Here is a 15,571-nt window from a genome sequence, read left to right on the forward strand (position 1 = left end):
GTTAAAGAATAACGGGTAATTCATCCGGACGGCGCAGGACAATACCTTCGCTCCATTGCAGATCGTTTAGTCTTTCTGAACGTAATCTCATTTGTGGATACTGGCGAGTCAATACGCCAACCACTACCTTAATTTCCAGACGGACCAGCTCCTGCCCCATGCAGTGATGCATACCGTAACCAAATTGTAAATGTTGCTTGTTTTCACGGCCGGGGTTTATCAGCAATGGGTCGGGAAATATTGCAGGATCACGGTTTGCCAGAAACACATCGGCAAAAATTGCCGCACCGGCAGGAATAAGGCCGGTAGCGAGCTGGATCTCTTGGGTGGCAATACGAGGAAAAGTTGAGGTACTCCCCAGGTTAGTTAAACGCAGCATTTCTTCGACAGCGTCAGGAATTAGAGTTTTTTCCTCATGAAGTTTTTCCCAGAGGTCTGGCATATGGAGCAGTCCGTAGATGATTTTTGTCATCCCCGTCAGTGTGTTTTGATCTCCTCCCAGTAATGCACCCAGTAATATTGCTGTTAACTCGTTATCATTCAGCGGCGGCTGGCAGTTCGCTCTGTTGTTAATAAATCTGGCAATCAAACCATCATCGGTATGGTGTCTTTTACCCTGCACATGCTCCATCACGTAGCTGTAAAGCAATTCAAATTGTCTGACCAGCTCCTGAACATCATCGGGATCAGCAACCTGAACAGTGTGGCTCAGGGCTCGAAAATAACTCTGATCTTCGCATGGGATACCTAACAGGACACAATTGGTATCGGCAGCGACGTGGTCTAGCAGATCAGTGAATAGATCGGGTTGACCGTTACTTTCCATCTCTACGGCATACTTTTGCGTCAACTGTGCAATTTTATCTTCCAGCCACTTCAATCCGCTAAAACTGTAGTCCCTGGCTATAAATTGTTTCATACGAGTATGCTCAGGATAATCGAGATTCAAGAGCATCTCTTTTGGTGTTAGCGTAGGTAATACGCTGGGACCACCTTTTTCATTCGATGGGCTACGGATGCAACTCTTATCTTGCAGTATTTTCTTAACATCGTGGTAATTAATAACATGAAAAGCTTCATGACCACTCAGCAGCCGAATTCTACCCATTCTTTCATAAGTTGCAGCACTAATGACCTCATATCCAGGCTTTGAATCATAATCAGGTATATCTGTAATATAATAATTTTTAACATCCATTTTATTTAACTTCCGTTAGTTTATGTAGCTTATTCAGGCAATCACTGTTACTGATAAAATGAATTGCTCGCCAGCCACGTTTTTCAGCCGACTGACAATTTTCCAGCAAATCATCAATAAGGATGCACCGTTCAGGTGCGACACTGGCAATCTGCTCTGCAATAGAAAAAAACTTATGTTCCGGTTTTCTGCTCTGAACTTTGCAGGAATCAACGATATGCTCAACGACATCATTAAGCCCAATCATTGCCTGCCAGTGGGGCTCCCACTCAATAACATTATTAGTCAAGATACCAACCCGATAACCTGCTTTCTTCATATTTTTAACTTGTTGAATCATAGTTGTATTACCGGGGATTTTATCAAACCATTGCTGTCCAAAATTTTCTAATTCTGCCCGCCTCGTATCTGTAGCAGGAAAGAGGTGAGCCATTGCGGCGCGTAGCCGCGCTCCCCATTGCCGCTCAGTCAGAAAAGCATTTTCAACAGGAGCCAGTACAGGCAGACCCATCTCATCCGCCACAAATTTCATCGCAGCCTGTAATTCCCTGGCTGGAATCCCAGTCTTTTCATAATATATTTCGAACAATTCGGCGATAGGGGGCGATAGAACACCGCCAAAATCGAACCAGTAAAAGTCCGTATTCTTTTTATCAGAAATCATAAGTTGTCCCTTTTATAGAGGGTTTATTTCATGATGATTTTAAAACTAATCACTCCGACAGTATTTTGACTATCATTTTGCATAACAGAAACAGGCACCTGAATGACGTTGTAAGTTGAAATAATATCACTCATGTTAATTACGCATTCAGATATACAACTTAGCTCACAAAAGTGGAGAAAAGATATATCACAGCTATGGAATAAAAGCTGGTTCACTTTAATATCTTCTCGTATAAAAACGGCCATTAGAGCGCTCTGCCGGCACGCCTCTATAATAAACATTGCCGGAACATGGTCCAGAGGATGATCAAATATAGACGAATAAGACTGGTCAACAATCAGAGATGCTTTAAAAAAATTATCGTCTTCCCGAATATCACCAATAACCACATTTCGTGGTATATTGCGCCCTACAGATATGCTACTTACAGGCTTAATATATGAAAACTCAAATGGATGGTGGCTTTCATGTCTGGATCTTAACTTTTTCCAGACCGATTTCTCCATCCAGCCAATATCCATTTTCTTATGAGCACAGAGGGTATTATTTATAAGGATATCCATATCCAGAGTATAACCAAAAAGCACATGCCGACGATATTTATGATTTCTTATTTTAACCTCAACGGTTAAACATTGTGATAATTCACTTATTTGCAGCAGATGGTGATTTATGATACTGAATTTTGCATCATTAAAAATGAATTTGGCAGTTAAGGGCACATCGTAATACTTATGGGTTACGCAAATAGAGGTCTGCCGAAAAATCTCCAGTAGCAGTAAGGCATCATAATATTGATTATCATCGATCAGTTCAGGCTGATCGTTAAAATACATGTGTGATTTTGGCATCACAGCCGTAACCGAAAAGTGGTCAGTTTCGTTCTGATGTGAACTGGTGATGAAAACTTCATTAACTGCCTGCCGGTGTACATACTTTTTATCAATCGTGCAACCGGGGTAAGTTATGGTCGGCGGTTGTTTATTCTTATTTAAATTCTGCACATCATGCATAAGCACTTACTCCATGTAATGTGACACTTATCTCCTGTAATGCTATATTTGATGGTTATCGAACGTTAGAAGAAAATCGAACGTTCGATAACCATCGAACATACAATTATAATAAAAAATTATAAATGTCAATTTTTTTTCAAGATCTCACTTAGAATAAATATTCATAAATATCAAGGGATTAATTTGGTAACTATCAAATGACTAAAGTAAAAAGAGAGAACCATCCGTTGGTTCTGGCGACTGTATTGAAGGCGTTAAGTGACCCAACGCGCCTGAAGATCATTCAGGAACTTATCATTGATGAGGTTGGTGCTGAAAGACACTGTACATCTTTCAGTGGCCTGGCTGATGTTGCCCGGGCGACAAGATCACATCATTTCAAAACCTTGAGGGAAGCTGGCCTTGTTTCATTAATTGACAGAGGTAATGTACTTCTGGCTCAGCTGAGACGAGATGAAATTGAAAAAACTTATCCCGGTCTGCTTGATATCCTTGTAAGTGAACGTCTCCATTCCTGATCTGTTTCTGTATAGGGGAAGTTGAACAGATCTTCCTCAGTGGCTTTGATTTACAGGCTGACACAGTCCCTGTTAGTCCACTGAAGCATCCCGGATAAGGGACATCTGGAGACGTTTCTTAACGGAAAGGGGATCAGAATTGTAATTTACTTTGCGAAGCGGCGGTTGATTCTTTAGAGGAGGCATCCGCTACCGCATTGGTCAGATAATTAGTAAAATCCGTTTTCATTTTCTCCAGCATATCCTGTTGGGATTTCATCTGAATATTTTTCATCTGTTGTGCATAATCAGTCTGGGCACTATCTGATGAACTTAATGATTTAAATGTCATAACATTCTCCCTTCATCACTGGGCGTTGGTATAAAAGAGTGACGCTGTAAAACGGATAAAAAAGGGCCCGAAGGCCCTTTTTTTTACTAATACTGGATTTTATTCTGGTTAGCCGCTGAAGCAGCGGTTGTTGCGCTGTTCGCCTGGCCGTTGGATTTAGCGAGGATACGGTCGGTTTCTGCTTTCTGCAGGTTATCTTCCTGCGACTTCTTCATAATATCAGTCATTTGTGAAGCGTAGTCTGCGCCATTAGTCGCAGTCTCAATCTGATTCTTTGCAGATGAAACAGAGCTGATGCCTTGTGCCACATTGGATGAAATACTTGACATGTTATTATCCTCTCGCTGTTAAAGTATGAATACCCATGCATTCGTAATTTAAGTGGGTAACCGGCCAGAATGGTTCCAAAAAAGAGTAAACTAAATTCACTTTTTTTAATTCCCGCTGCCCACCTGAAAAACTAATCCTCTATCTCCACAATATCGTCCAGCTGCTGATCCTCCAGCTCCTTCAGCAGGCGATAAACCTGCGCTACCGCCTTCAGCGTTTCACGCGGAATATACTCCCCCTCCTCAACGGTGCGGTAGAGCGTGCGCGTCAGCCAGATAAAGCGAATTACTGGCACGTTGCGGCTCTGCGCCTCGGCAATAATATCCTGCGCCTCATAGCCTGCGGCTTTGAACACCATAGAGGGCAGCGGCGTTTCGCCCGGCCGGTAATAGAGGCCGACCGCATAGTGCGTAGGATTGACCAGCACCATATCGGCATCCTCCAGCGCAACTTCCCGCTTTGGTTTTGGCGCTTCGTTGAGGATTTCCTGCGACATTGATCTGCGGTGCCCCTTCATATGCGGGTCACCTTCGCTCTGCTTGAACTCGTTACGGATATCTTCGTGGCTCATACGCTGCTGCTTCAGGAAGAAATATTTTTGCAGGCCAAAATCGATCGCGCTCATCACCAGCAACAGCATCAGCGTTTCCCGCACGATCTTCTTAAAGAGCGCCAGCACGGAAAGCCAGAAGCCGTTAAGATCGTCACCGTACGCCAGCTGAGCCAGCGGCCCTAAATCAGGTTTGATCGCCAGATAGAAGACGGTGCCAATGGCAATCGATTTCAGCACGCTGGTCAGCAGAGTGGTCATCTGCCTGGCTGAGAACATGTTTTTGAGATGCCCGACGGGGTTGATGGCATCAAATTTTGGCTGTAGCGCTTCGGTGGCAAACAGCGGACCAAACTGGATCCAGCCGCCGATTATCCGCAGCAGAAAGATCAGGGCGCAAACGATGCCGCAAAAATAGAGCAGTACCATCAGCCCATCCAGCGCCACCTCCTGCATCGCATGGCCGAACGGATCGTTCAGCCTGCCCAGCGGCAGCATAATCATCGCCTCAAGCCGCTGCATGCCCCCCTCCACCAGGGCAAAAACTGTTTCCATCACGCCGATGCAGATCAGCAGTTTAGGGATATCTGGCGTCTGCCCCACCTGCCCCTTTTTTCGCGACTCTTTGAGCTTTTGCGGCGTGGCGTTTTCGGTTTTCTCGGACACTATTTGCCCCCTGTACCAAACATATCGGCGAGATGCGGGATCAAATCTTTGAGTTCATAAAGTTTTTCGCCGCCCACGTAGTTGAGGATCGGCAGATAGAGCACAAAGAACAGCATGCCCAGCAGGCATTTGGCGGGCATCGCCAGCACCGTTGCCTGCAGCTGAGGGCTGTAGATACTCAGAATACCGACGCTGAAATCCACCAGCAGCAGCAGCGCCACCAGCGGCCCGGCATAGAGCACCATATGCGTGAAGACGCTGCCGAGCAGGTCGAGGTAAACCTTGAAGCCCGCCTCGCTGGGGAACGGCATCCACTGCATGGCGGGCCAGAGGCGATAGCTGTCCCAGATGATCTGCGTGATGGTTGAGAGTCCCAGCCCCACCACCAGCAGCAGAATGATCGACTGCTGCATCAGAAAACCGAGCGGCGTGACGTCCGGCCCCAGCTGCGGGTTAAGCTGGCCGCCCATCAGTGCCCCGCGCTGGTTATCGAACAGCGCGCCCACCGACTCGAACAGCCAGAAAGGCATCGCCATCAGCAGGCCAATCAGGATGCCGATGATCACCTCTTTTACCGCCAGCGCGGCCAGCAGGAACAGGGAGGGATCGTCGATCGAGAGCTGCTGCTGGATCACCGGTGCCGGAAACAGCGCCAGCGCCAGCACGATACCCGAGCGCAGGCCGCCTTTGATGGCGTTGAAGGAGAAGACGGGAGAGAGCAGCAGGCAGGGGAATATTCTCGCCATAGCGAGCGTGACGGCCAGGATAAAATGGTAGCCATCGAACAGGGTGTTATGCCCCATATCAGTACTTCACGTTGGGCATCATGGCAAAGGCGCTCTGCGCCAGCTCCATCAGCTCCACGCCTATCCAGCGGCCGGTCAGCGCCAGCGCCACCCCTACCGCCACCAGCTTGATGGCAAACGGCAGAGTCTGATCCTGCAGCTGCATCACCGCCTGCAGCAGCGAGACAATAACGCCGACGATCACCGCCACAATCAGCGGCGGCGCAGAGAGGACCACCACCAGCAGCATCGCCTGACGAAACAGCGTCAAAATATCCATGCGTCCCTCACATATAGCTGTAGAACAGGCCATCCAGCAGGCGCGTCCAGCCGCTGACCAGCACGAACAGCAAAATTTTCAGCGGCAGCGAGATGGTCATTGGCGACACCATCTGCATACCCAGCGCCAACAGCACGTTAGAGACGATGAGATCCACCACAATAAACGGGATAAAGATCAGAAAGCCGATCTTGAAGCCGTTCTGCAGTTCAGAGAGCACAAAAGAGGGGATCAGCAGCAGTGGGCTGTCATGCTGGACCGAGTCGGCCATCTCCTTTGGCCACATACGCTGGGCGTTCTCCTGCAGGTGAGTAAGAATATCGGGATCGGTATTTTTCACCATAAAGCGCTTTAAGGGTTCAACGCCGTTAGAAACGGTGTAATCGAGTCGGTCGGCAGACTGCGTATCGATCGGCACCGTTTTTACCCGCTGGCTCATCTCGTTAAACACCGGCGCCATAACAAACAGCGAGGCGGCAAGCGCGATGCCGTAAATCGCCATATTGGGCGGTACCTGCTGCACCCCCATCGCGTTGCGGGTCAGCATCAGCACCATCGATATCTTCAGAAAGCAGGTGCAGACAATCATCAGAATCGGCACCAGTGACAAGGCCCCAAGAAACAGGGCCAGCGTCATCGGGTTCAGCGACAGATTCTCCATTGGCTAACGAGCCAGCGGATTGTGGCTGCCGGGTAGCATATGGGTGATTTGCAGGCCCAGCCTGCCTTCCACATCCACCAGCTCCCCCTTGGCTAACGGATAGTCGCCGTGGCAGAGCATAGCTTCCCCTGGCGTCACGTTGCTGATCATTACCATCGAACCCGGGCCAAGTTGCTGTAGCTCCCCCAGCGTGAGCTTCAGCTGTCCGCAACGAACCGACAGGGAGAGCGGTAACGGGGCAAAATCTGTTTCTGCCGCCAGCGGCTCAGCATCCCAGTTGGATTCAGGGGGCGATACGGGCGCGTGCTCAAACTCTTCAGGGGTAAGGGTCACGTTCAATCTCTCCATCTTTGTAAGAATATAATGGGCCATCTGGCCGGGCTGCAGCTGGATCTCCCCATAAAGCAGATGAGAAGCGCAACGGATAACGCCGCGTCCATCCGGGGTGAAACAGGGCTCGGGCGGCAGCAAAACATCGCCTTCACGCAGCGCCAGCAGCGCGTCTGATGAGAGGACGATGTCGCCAACAGCCAGTGGCAAAGTCAGCGTCAAACTTTCCGGTAACGGGCAGAGGGTCCGCTGCCAGCCGCTTTTTGCCAGCAGTGCCGACAGGCTGGTGGCAGAGAGCGCTAACAGGCTTCGCCCCCGCTGGCTGCCCCACTCGACTGACAGGGTCAGCAGCAGGTCGCCAGCTTCCGTTTGGTCTCGCTTATTAGCTAAGTGGCCGAACAGCGCAAGAAGTTCGGCTGAAAGTTGTTGATGCCAGCGCGACCAGTACCAGGCCTGCTCCGGCAGGTCGGCTGGCGCGGTAAAGGTAGGGCAGTGCGACATCAGAGAGAGCACGGACTGAGCATCCGAAAAATGCAGCATACCCACTTCTGACTGCCAGTGGCTCATCTCGCCTGGCTGGCGTCCATCCGCCAGCGCCAGAGAGAGCACGCCCTGCTCTCCCGCCAGCTCAAAGGGGTAAAAACAGCCTGCGCCGATACGCTGACGCAGGCTCGCTTCCTCACTGCTCAGACTTCGCAGAGGCGTTGCTTTCATCCTGCAGACTCCCGATCCTCATCCGCACGGCGCTCAAAGCGTAATTTCACCCGGCAGGCCATTTTCTGACGCAGCGAGAAACGGCAGCGCTCCTGATGGGGCAGCAGCGCCTGCCACGCGCCGGGGTGCAAATGCAGAGCGATATCCCAGCCTCCGCCCGGCAGCGCGGCCATCTGCGCCTGCACATTTCCCAGCTTCGGCAGCATCAGCGTCAGCCGCATCTCCCCCGGCGGCTGCTCTGCCAGGGCGTCTGCCAGCGCAGGCTCTATCTCCTGCCACAACGCCATTGCCGGAGGCGCGCCCGGGAGTGACGGCTCCTCCAGCTGAGCAAATCCCTGCTGCTGATCCGACCCCTGATCCAGCATCAGACGAGGGGCCATCACGTCGTCAGCTTCAAGCAGCGAGCTGAAAAGAGAGCGATCTTCTGCGGCGGGACGACGGGTTTGTTCAGGTTGCAGGCGCCTGCCGGCTGCAGGCGCATTCTGAGCCTGCGCAGGCTGCGGCGCAGCGCGCGGATCGTTGCGTTGGGCTTCGCGATGCTGCAAAAAAAGCTGGCGGCTCTGGCGCTGTTGATCCTTGTGCTGCTGCGCCTGTCGTTCAGTGGCGTGCTGCTGTGCCGCGGTCTGAGAGAGAGAACGGATCATCCTGTTACCTCGTTTTGCTCAAGAAGATATTCCAGCTTCTCAACGTCGCGCTGCCGCAGCCGCGTTTCCTGCTGCGCCTGCTCCACCCGCTGCTGTTGCTCTATCTGCTGCTGCGCCAGCTGATGCAGGCTCAGGCGTTCGTTATCCACCTGCTCCGCCGCCTGCTGCTCGCTCTGCAACGCGCGTTCAAGAAGAAATTTTTGCTGCTGTACGCCACCGTTATTCTGCATAAACGTGGCGCGGATCTGCTGATAGGCGCCCCGCTTTTCCGCAAGGCGCTGCTCCGTCTGATGCGTTTCCCCGATCACGGCCTGCAGCGCCTGCTCCTCTGCCCGCTGCTGGCGCTCGCTGCGGCTGAGCCGCTGGCGGCGAATGGGCAGCAGCAGGTTAAGCGTGCGCTGCAGTTCTGCCGCAGCGGCATCGGTTTCAGCTTCAGGTTCAGGCGGTGAGTGACGGCGCATAGCGGCTTACCTCCGACAGATGAAAACAGGTTTGCTCGAAATCGGACGGGTCGCGCATAGCCTGCTGCAGATAGCCGTTAATGGCGCTCTGCGCCTGCACGGCGGCGTCGGTCAGGCTGTCGTTGCCGGGCTGATACTCGCCAAGACGGATCAGCATCTCCACCTGCTGCCAGGCGGCCATCAACCGGCGTACTGCTGTGGCCTCGCTTACCTGCTGCCTGGCCACCACGTTGGTCATGGTGCGGCTGAGGCTGGCCAGCACATCGATGGCGGGATAGTGGCCCCGCTCCGCCAGTTTACGGGTCAACACAATGTGGCCGTCGATAAGCGACCGCACTTCGTCCGCGACCGGATCGTTCATAGAATCCTGCTCGATCAGCACGGAGTAGAGCGCGGTAATGGCGCCGGTTGAAGTTTGTCCGGCCCTCTCCAGCAGCGTTGGCAACAGCGTATAGACGGAAGGCGGCAAACCGCCGCGCCCTGGCGGTTCGCCCAGTGCCAGACCGATTTCGCGCTGGGCGCGGGCAAAACGGGTCAGCGAATCCAGGATCAGCAGCACGCTTTTCCCCTGGTCACGAAACGCCTCGGCAATGGCGGTGGCGGTAAAGGCGGCACGGGCGCGCTCCATGCTGCTGCGGTCAGAGGTGGCGCAGAGCAGCACCGTGCGGCTGCGCAATTCGCTGTCCAGCTCATGGTCCAGAAATTCGCGCAGCTCGCGGCCACGTTCGCCAATCAGCCCGAAAACAATCACGTCGCACGGCGTATTGCGGGCCAGTTCCGCCAGTAAGGTGGTTTTCCCGCAGCCCGCACCGGCAAAAATGCCGACGCGCTGCCCCACGCCCAGCGTTAACAAGCCGTCGATGGCACGCATGCCGGTAGGCAGCGGGGTGTCGATTCTGGGCCGCTCGGTAGGCGGCGGCGCATCACCCAGCACCGGTTTCACTCCCTCAATCTCGCCCGGCTGCGCAAAGGCGCTGATGCTGCCCGCTTCAATCGGGCGGCCAAAACCATCCAGCACGCTGCCCAGCAGCGCCTCCGAGACCCGAATGCTGTGCGGCTGATAGAGCGGCGTTACCCTGGCGCCCTGGGCAATACCATCCAGCTGGCCCAGCGCGGAAAGCAGCGTGTGGTGCGGATTGAACCCCACCACTTCCGCCAGCACGCGCGTCCCGTTTTTGCCCTCAATGCGGCACAGGTCGCCTATCCTTGCGCCCGGCAGGCTGCTCTCCAGCAGAATGCCGCTGATGCCGGTAATACGTCCGAAGATTTCCACCGGTGCGAAGCGTGCCAGCCGCTGTTGATGTCCATGAAACCACTTATCCAGCTCTGCCTGCATTACCAGTTCACCTTGATATGTTCGCGACCGGCAAATTCGATCTCGCTGGAGGTGATGGCGACCAGGCGAAGGTCATCGACCTCATCACCGATAAAGAGCCGTTCTCCGGCATCGGTCACCACGTTTGCCCGCTTCCCGGTGGTGATCTGCACGATGCGGAAAGGCAGTTTGGCACTGTAGAGTCGGGTGTTATTGACCAGCTTCGGTAGCACGTTGTACTGCGCCTGGAAGCGCACCAGCATGCGTTCCAGAATTTGCAGCTGCTCTTTATTCAGCTCGCCGTTGAGGATCAGCGTGCCTTTACCCATATCGATCTTCACGCCGGGGGTCAGACCCCGATCCCGCAGCATCGCAACCAGCGGCGGGCGGACTTCCTGCAGCGTCTCCAGCACTTTACGGTTAGATCCGGTGGTGGAGGTTTGCGCCACGGTCGGCTGCAGGATCCAGCTGATAATGGTGAAGCTGAGCAGTAAAATCAGGCTGATGGAGAGCGCCTGGACGCCGCGGGAGAAGGTCCGCGAAGGCGCCGGGCTTTCGGCAGTGGCCACTGCGGCAGCAACGGGGGCGGCGGCAACAGGCTGCGGCTCGCGGTTCATCGCTTCCCAGGGCCGGTCCGCCGGCACAAAGCTCAGCCAGGCCTCGCCCAGCGCAAAGGGGGTATCCGCTGGAAGAGGATCGATCGGCTCAGCGCGCTCCTGCTGCAGCGTACGGATGCTGCCTTCCACCGGCTGCAGCAGCCAGCGATCTTCAGCAAAAATCAGCGTGGCATGGTGTGCCAGAACGCCCGCGTCGCTCAGCAGCAGGTCAGCTTCCTGGGCGCTGCCTAACGTCCACTCACCGCCGGTAACGGGTAAGGCCGCCCCCTGATGACGACCTGAAAGTACGCGTAGTTCAAACATAATCAGCTCCTTATGCATCAAAGGACTCGGCTGAATCTTCCAGATCGAGGCGACCCACTACATTAATCGACAGGCTGGACTGCAGTTCTGCAAACGACAGTACCGGCACCTGATGGAATTCATCCTGAAGCAGACCCCGCAGCGGGCTGCGCAGATCCTGCGCCACCAGCAGTACGGCAAAAGCGGGATTCTCCGGCGAGTAGGCGTGACGAAGCTGCGCCAGGATAGCCATGCTCTGCTCCTGGGTCAGGGCGAAAAAGACCTCGCTTTGCGTCTGGCGCAGCGAATCGCGCAGCTGCTCCTCCATCTCCGGCGTCAGCAGCCAGACGTGCAGGCCATCCTCCCGGGTGTACTGGTAGCAGATATGCTCTTTCATCGAGATACGCACCAGGTCGCTCAGCAGGCTGATATCCCGTTCATGCTGGCCATGCTCAATCAGCGCTTCGGCAATGGCGCGAACCGAGCGCAGTGGGATACGTTCCGCCACCAGGTTTTGCAGCACGTTAGAGAAGCGGGCGATCGGCATTACGCGCTGCAGCTCCTGAGCCAGTTCAGGCTGTTCCGCCTCCAGCCAGCCCATTAACGCACGCGTCTCCTGCAGGCCGATAAAATTAGGGGCGCTGGCATGAATGGCATTCTCCATTCGCTGCATCAGCAGTTCATGGAATCCCCAGCGCTGCACCTGCTCATTTTGTAAAAGCGGGTGTTCAGCAGGCAGCCAGATCAGCTCTGCCTCACGCCGCGTCTCTGTACCCACCACCACACCCTCTTCCTCCGCCAGGTGCTCATGCCCCTGACGGCTGACGGCGAACAGCCCGATGTTGAAGGTGCCGATCACGCGGGGAATTTCATAGACCGAGTAGCGGAATTCGTCAGCAGGCAGCGAATCCTGAAACTCGATATCAAAGGCGGGCAGCGTGAAGCCGTAGTTGTAGACAATGCTGTTGCGCATCCGGCGGATAGCCTGAACCAGCTCCAGCGTCTCTGCCGTGCCGCGCGCGCTGCTGGGAAACTGCAGCAGATAAGGCCGCGTCGGGTTGAACTGGCGCAGATCCTCCGTGCCGTTCAGCTCCGGGGGGATCACTTCGTTCTCCATCTGCGGCTGGCTGGAGATCAGCTCCCGTTTCGCCCGCCAGATCTGAAAACTGCCTGTCGCCAGGGTCAGCACCGCCAGTACGATAAAGACGCCGGTGGGCATCCCTGGCAGCACGGCGAAGCCGAACATGCCGATGGAAGAGAGGATCCACGCTTTGGGCTGGCTGGTCAGCTGCTCGGCGATCTCCCGGCCGATATTGTTATCCAGGCTGGTGTCGCTGTCTGAAGAGACGCGCGTGATAATCATCCCGGCGGTCAGAGAGATAAGCAGCGCCGGGATTTGGGCAATCAGCCCGTCACCAATGGTCAGCACCGAGTAGGTGTGCATGGCGTCCCCGGCTGGCATGCCCAGCTGCATAACGCCGATGCTGAAACCGCCAATCAGGTTGATAAACAGGATCACCAGTCCGGCAATAGCATCCCCCTTGACGAACTTCATCGCGCCATCCATCGCTCCGAACAGCTGGCTCTCTTTTGCCAGATCGACACGGCGGCGCTTGGCGGTATTCACGTCGATCATTCCGGCACGGAGATCGCTGTCGATAGACATCTGCTTGCCCGGCATCGCATCCAGGGTAAAGCGGGCTGCCACTTCAGCCACCCTTTCGGAGCCTTTGGTGATCACCAGAAAGTTCACCACCGTCAGGATCAGGAACATTACCATCCCCACGGCCAGGTTTCCGCCAACCACGAAGGTCCCGAAGGCGGCTACGATATGGCCGGCATCCTGCTGCACCAGGATCTGACGGGTGGTAGAGATAGAGAGCGCAAGGCGGAACATAGTGGTCAGCAGCAGCACCGCCGGAAAGCTGGAGAACGCCAGCGGTTTTGGCAGGTACATAGCCAGCACCACCAGCAGCGAAGAGATACAGATATTGAGTGCAATCAGGGTATCAATCAGCCCCAGCGGCAGCGGAATGATCAGCATAAACACGATGGCCATAGCAAACATCGCGCCGATGATTTCAGAACGCCGCATCGCGCCCAGCGCGATGCGGTTCAGGACCAGAAACAGGCTGTTCATTCGCTCGCCCTCACCCTTTCGCCGCGGCTTTGTGCTCGTTATCTACCATTATGCCAATCGCGCTTCGTAACAGCTTCGCCGACTCAGTGCGGTCGTTAAGATTGCGCCAGAGCATCGGCGGTATGGTATTCATCAGCGGCAGCAGACCGTTGAAAAACAGCATTTTTGCGGCGGGCTTTTCTCCGGCAAACTCTTTACCCATACCGGTAATGTCGCGTCCCTGCAATCCGGTTTCGGCGACGTTCAGCAGCCGACGGGTCAGCTCAATACCGCCCAGCGCAGAGAAAGGAATTTTGCCACGGGAACGCAGATCGTCCAGCAGTTTGTCACTGCCAGCCAGCACATGCGTGAGCTGCCCGGCCTCGCTCAGAGCACGATGGATTTTTTGCAGCGAGCGGGAAGAAATAGAGGGTGTCAGCGCGGCAATATCTTCCGAAAGCGCGCGCTGTAACGTATGCAGGCCGGCTTTAAACTGCTCCACGCCATAACGCTCCAGCAGACTGTCGAGCATCACACCAGGCGACTGATGCTTCACAATGCTGTGATAGTAGAGATCGCGCATCCCCTGCTTTTCAGCCGGATCGGTGGTGAAGCTGGCAATAGCGGGCGCGGTATTCAGGCCCGCACGGACTTTATCGCCGAACTTTTCATGCAGCTCATCCAGCCCCTGGCTGGCCGCCGCCGCAGTCTGCATATCGCCGGTGCGGTCGGCTTCCCGCAGCGTCATCCGCAGCAGTAAATCACACCGTGCGGGATCGTTATCTGCCGCCGCTACCAGCGTCTCCGCTTCCGGTTCACTCGTCTTGCTGAGCAGATCCTTCAGCGCGCTCAGGCGGGTCTCCAGCCGATCCTGCTGCTGCCCGTCCAGCATCTGATAAAGCTCGCCCAGCCGTTCAATGCGCTCCACCGCCCCGCGATTACTGCGCAGATGTTGAGTATTGATCTGGCGACGGTTCAACCCTTTGGTTTTTTTCTCCACCTTTTCGCTGAACATCATGCCGATCTCCTCCAGCGAGTCGCTCAGCGAGGCGGCGGCTGACTGCGTATTCACCGGCCGGGCACGGATATCGCTCCCCGTGGCCAGGGGGCTATCCTTCTTGAGCAGCGTTTTTGCCAGGGCCTGCTGATACTGGTAAGCAGATTGAACTTTTATCATCTCGGGCTCGTCATTGATTTCGCGATTCTCTTACGTGGCTAACCCACGCGATAAGTTCCCGAATAAAATGACCTTTAACACCTATTTAAAATGTCTGATTCAGCTGAAACATTAAACCGGCGTTATTAGTGTCAATTGTTGCACAGCTATTTTTCGCTATTGGTCGCTATTTGTCTCAGATAATTCTTAACTCAAATAAAAAATGCTGAAATAATCTGGCGCCGCAGCCTTTTTCTTTTCTGGCACGCTCCTTGCTATATGACAACTCTCAGGCTGTTCATTAATTTCAGGAGCGTAAAGATGTTAACTTCTTCAACCGCAGGAATAGCTGAAGTACCCGTTGTCGTTTTATGGCAGGAGATCCTTTGCCAGCAAAATCGTAAACTGCACAACTTTATTCGTAAGCGTGTTTCCAATCGCGAAGACGTCGAAGATATTGCACAGATGACCTGCCTGGAAGTGCTGCGCAACAGCCATAAATTTCTGGGAGCTTCGCGCCCTGAAACCTGGCTGTTCGGCATCGCCGCCAATCTGATCCGTAACTACTACAAGACCCATCAGAACCGTTTTCTGTTTGACAGTCTGAATGAAGATAATCTGCTGGAGCTGATCCAAGAGTGTGATCCCAGTGACATTATTGCCAATGATGAGCTGCTGGACGTGATGGCGGTATCGATTGGAAAACTGCCGGAAGAGACGCAGCAGATGCTGACTATTCTGGTGGAACGTAACGGCAGCTATCAGGATGTCGCCACCTCACTCGACATCCCTTTGGGTACGGTAAAATCCCGATTGTCCCGCGTGCGCGAAGCGCTGAAAAGCACAATAAGCTGAATAAAGTAAACTTTTCAGACTGAATAACGCCATAAATATTTATCTGCGCGCTGCCTCAACTTTCAGATGAATAACA

18 protein-coding genes are annotated in these 15,571 nt (G+C 54.0%); 2 read left to right on the forward strand and 16 right to left on the reverse strand.

Annotated features, from left to right (window positions below; genetic code table 11):
• Position 1: 1 nt before the first annotated feature.
• From Q3V30_RS15435 to Q3V30_RS15445, 3 genes are read right to left on the reverse strand one after another with little or no spacing between them, the layout of a single operon-like run.
• A complete protein-coding gene (locus Q3V30_RS15435) occupies positions 2 to 1,198 on the reverse strand; it encodes a cytochrome P450 (protein WP_306207127.1) in 1,197 nt (398 codons plus the stop codon).
• A 1-nt stretch (position 1,199) separates the two neighbouring features.
• The gene (locus Q3V30_RS15440; RefSeq protein WP_306207129.1) at positions 1,200 to 1,862 is read right to left on the reverse strand and encodes an HAD-IA family hydrolase; all 663 of its coding nucleotides are present in this window, start codon (positions 1,860 to 1,862) and stop codon (positions 1,200 to 1,202) included.
• A gap of 23 nt (positions 1,863 to 1,885) precedes the next feature.
• Positions 1,886 to 2,878 carry an AfsA-related hotdog domain-containing protein gene (locus tag Q3V30_RS15445; RefSeq protein WP_306207131.1) on the reverse strand — a complete coding sequence of 331 codons (993 nt, stop codon included), beginning with the start codon at positions 2,876 to 2,878 and terminating at the stop codon, positions 1,886 to 1,888.
• 200 nt (positions 2,879 to 3,078) lie between these two features.
• Between Q3V30_RS15445 and Q3V30_RS15450 the strand changes: the two genes are divergently transcribed.
• The gene (locus tag Q3V30_RS15450; RefSeq protein ID WP_306207132.1) at positions 3,079 to 3,399 is read left to right on the forward strand and encodes an ArsR/SmtB family transcription factor; all 321 of its coding nucleotides are present in this window, start codon (positions 3,079 to 3,081) and stop codon (positions 3,397 to 3,399) included.
• 133 nt (positions 3,400 to 3,532) lie between these two features.
• Here Q3V30_RS15450 and Q3V30_RS15455 read toward each other — a convergent pair whose 3' ends face one another.
• The 13 genes from Q3V30_RS15455 to sctW form a co-directional block, all read right to left on the reverse strand.
• A complete protein-coding gene (locus Q3V30_RS15455) occupies positions 3,533 to 3,730 on the reverse strand; it encodes a hypothetical protein (protein WP_306207134.1) in 198 nt (65 codons plus the stop codon).
• A gap of 86 nt (positions 3,731 to 3,816) precedes the next feature.
• Positions 3,817 to 4,059: a hypothetical protein gene (locus Q3V30_RS15460; RefSeq protein ID WP_306207136.1), complete on the reverse strand. Its 243-nt coding sequence runs from the start codon at positions 4,057 to 4,059 to the stop codon at positions 3,817 to 3,819.
• 131 nt (positions 4,060 to 4,190) lie between these two features.
• Complete coding sequence (sctU, locus tag Q3V30_RS15465) at positions 4,191 to 5,276, reverse strand: type III secretion system export apparatus subunit SctU (protein ID WP_306207137.1); 1,086 nt, start codon at positions 5,274 to 5,276, stop codon at positions 4,191 to 4,193.
• Positions 5,276 to 6,079, reverse strand: coding sequence for a type III secretion system export apparatus subunit SctT (gene sctT, locus Q3V30_RS15470; RefSeq protein WP_306207139.1), 804 nt, complete (start codon positions 6,077 to 6,079; stop codon positions 5,276 to 5,278). Before sctT ends, sctU begins: the two co-directional genes overlap by 1 nt.
• Before the next feature lies 1 nt (position 6,080).
• Complete coding sequence (gene sctS / locus Q3V30_RS15475; protein WP_306207141.1) at positions 6,081 to 6,341, reverse strand: type III secretion system export apparatus subunit SctS; 261 nt, start codon at positions 6,339 to 6,341, stop codon at positions 6,081 to 6,083.
• 7 nt (positions 6,342 to 6,348) lie between these two features.
• Positions 6,349 to 7,002, reverse strand: a complete 654-nt coding sequence (gene sctR, locus Q3V30_RS15480; protein WP_306207144.1) for a type III secretion system export apparatus subunit SctR — start codon at positions 7,000 to 7,002, stop codon at positions 6,349 to 6,351.
• A gap of 3 nt (positions 7,003 to 7,005) precedes the next feature.
• The gene (locus Q3V30_RS15485) at positions 7,006 to 8,046 is read right to left on the reverse strand and encodes a FliM/FliN family flagellar motor switch protein (protein WP_306207146.1); all 1,041 of its coding nucleotides are present in this window, start codon (positions 8,044 to 8,046) and stop codon (positions 7,006 to 7,008) included.
• Entirely contained in the window at positions 8,043 to 8,690 is a 648-nt protein-coding gene (locus tag Q3V30_RS15490) for a type III secretion system HrpP C-terminal domain-containing protein (RefSeq protein ID WP_306207148.1), read from the reverse strand. The genes Q3V30_RS15485 and Q3V30_RS15490 overlap by 4 nt, the downstream gene beginning before the upstream one ends.
• Positions 8,687 to 9,151: a type III secretion protein gene (locus Q3V30_RS15495; protein ID WP_306207150.1), complete on the reverse strand. Its 465-nt coding sequence runs from the start codon at positions 9,149 to 9,151 to the stop codon at positions 8,687 to 8,689. The genes Q3V30_RS15490 and Q3V30_RS15495 overlap by 4 nt, the downstream gene beginning before the upstream one ends.
• Positions 9,129 to 10,487, reverse strand: coding sequence for a type III secretion system ATPase SctN (sctN, locus tag Q3V30_RS15500; RefSeq protein WP_306207152.1), 1,359 nt, complete (start codon positions 10,485 to 10,487; stop codon positions 9,129 to 9,131). The genes Q3V30_RS15495 and sctN overlap by 23 nt, the downstream gene beginning before the upstream one ends.
• Positions 10,487 to 11,386, reverse strand: a complete 900-nt coding sequence (locus Q3V30_RS15505) for an FHA domain-containing protein (RefSeq protein ID WP_306207154.1) — start codon at positions 11,384 to 11,386, stop codon at positions 10,487 to 10,489. Before Q3V30_RS15505 ends, sctN begins: the two co-directional genes overlap by 1 nt.
• Positions 11,387 to 11,396: 10 nt before the next feature.
• Positions 11,397 to 13,505, reverse strand: coding sequence for a type III secretion system export apparatus subunit SctV (gene sctV / locus Q3V30_RS15510; protein ID WP_306207156.1), 2,109 nt, complete (start codon positions 13,503 to 13,505; stop codon positions 11,397 to 11,399).
• A 10-nt stretch (positions 13,506 to 13,515) separates the two neighbouring features.
• On the reverse strand, positions 13,516 to 14,661 hold the full coding sequence (gene sctW / locus Q3V30_RS15515; RefSeq protein WP_306207158.1) for a type III secretion system gatekeeper subunit SctW: 1,146 nt from the start codon (positions 14,659 to 14,661) through the stop codon (positions 13,516 to 13,518).
• A 300-nt stretch (positions 14,662 to 14,961) separates the two neighbouring features.
• Between sctW and Q3V30_RS15520 the strand changes: the two genes are divergently transcribed.
• Entirely contained in the window at positions 14,962 to 15,495 is a 534-nt protein-coding gene (locus tag Q3V30_RS15520; RefSeq protein ID WP_306207160.1) for an RNA polymerase sigma factor, read from the forward strand.
• Positions 15,496 to 15,571 lie beyond the last annotated feature (76 nt).

The sequence above is a fragment of the Erwinia pyri genome, assembly GCF_030758455.1.
In the GTDB taxonomy this organism is placed as follows: domain Bacteria; phylum Pseudomonadota; class Gammaproteobacteria; order Enterobacterales; family Enterobacteriaceae; genus Erwinia; species Erwinia pyri.